Source organism: Yersinia pekkanenii, assembly GCF_001152565.1.
GTDB lineage: Bacteria > Pseudomonadota > Gammaproteobacteria > Enterobacterales > Enterobacteriaceae > Yersinia > Yersinia pekkanenii.
The window spans coordinates 1-985 of record NZ_CQAZ01000185.1; the positions used below are offsets into that span (position 1 = coordinate 1).

Here is a 985-nt window from a genome sequence, read left to right on the forward strand (position 1 = left end):
TATTGGTACCGGAACCCGCATTCAGAGAACCTAAATAGGTACTGCCTGCCGTCATGCCATTGATGGTGAAAGTATCATCACCCGCACCGGTGGCAATAGATGACACCTGAGCACCATTCTGGATGGTAACGTTATTATTACCGTCACCCAGATTAATCGCCCCATTGCTTTGCGAAGTACTGCCAAGAATCAAAGTATCGTCACCGGAACCGGTGGTTAATGTTCCGTTCAATACCGCATTATTATTGATTATGTTCGCAGCAGTTCCGGCAAATGTCACTGCACCATTAATAGTGCCATTGTTATTCAATGTCTTGGCGGTGGTGCCAGAGAAACTAATCGCTGTCGCACCTGCGGCATTAATTTGGCCATTGGTACCAATAGTGGTGATATTGGCTGTGCCATCAGTCACTTGTAGCCCTATGCCAGCACTGTTGGTGACATTGATATTCAAATAAGCATTGGTAAGATCGACCCCACCAGCAGAACTTATCCCAGTACCCGCGCCTGTGACATTAATAATGTTATTGCCATTAGCGCTGTTGGCAAATGTCAGACCGGCCAGGCTAGTTAGCGCGGTACCTGTCACCGTGTTAAAGATGACATGGTTTAACGTCAGATTGACACCCGTTGCTTTTGAGAAGGCGGCACCGGTACCATTCAGATTAAGAATCAAGTCAGTCAATACATGGCTATTGCTGGTGTCGGCAAAGGTCAACCCGGTCGCAGTGCCGGTGGCGGTGATAGTCCCCCCCACCAGATTTAACAGCGCATTGGTCAGCACGTTAACACCGGTGCCAGCAGTGGCATTAAGGGTACCGCCAGTGTTATTAACATTGACGGTTTGCTCTGGGGTAGAACTGATGGTTATCCCCGCAGTGGTGCTGTTAATGGTGCCTTTATTCGCAACATTAATTGTTGAGGTGCCAGTATTGGTTGCAGTTATACCGGTTGCTGCGTTTATTGTTCCATCATTGAGCAGTAC

General features: G+C 48.0%; 1 protein-coding gene. It reads right to left on the reverse strand.

Features of this window, described 5'->3' with window-relative positions; genetic code table 11:
• Positions 1-985 (reverse strand): beta strand repeat-containing protein (locus AEP37_RS26830; RefSeq protein WP_049615667.1); only part of this gene is annotated, 985 nt, incomplete at both ends.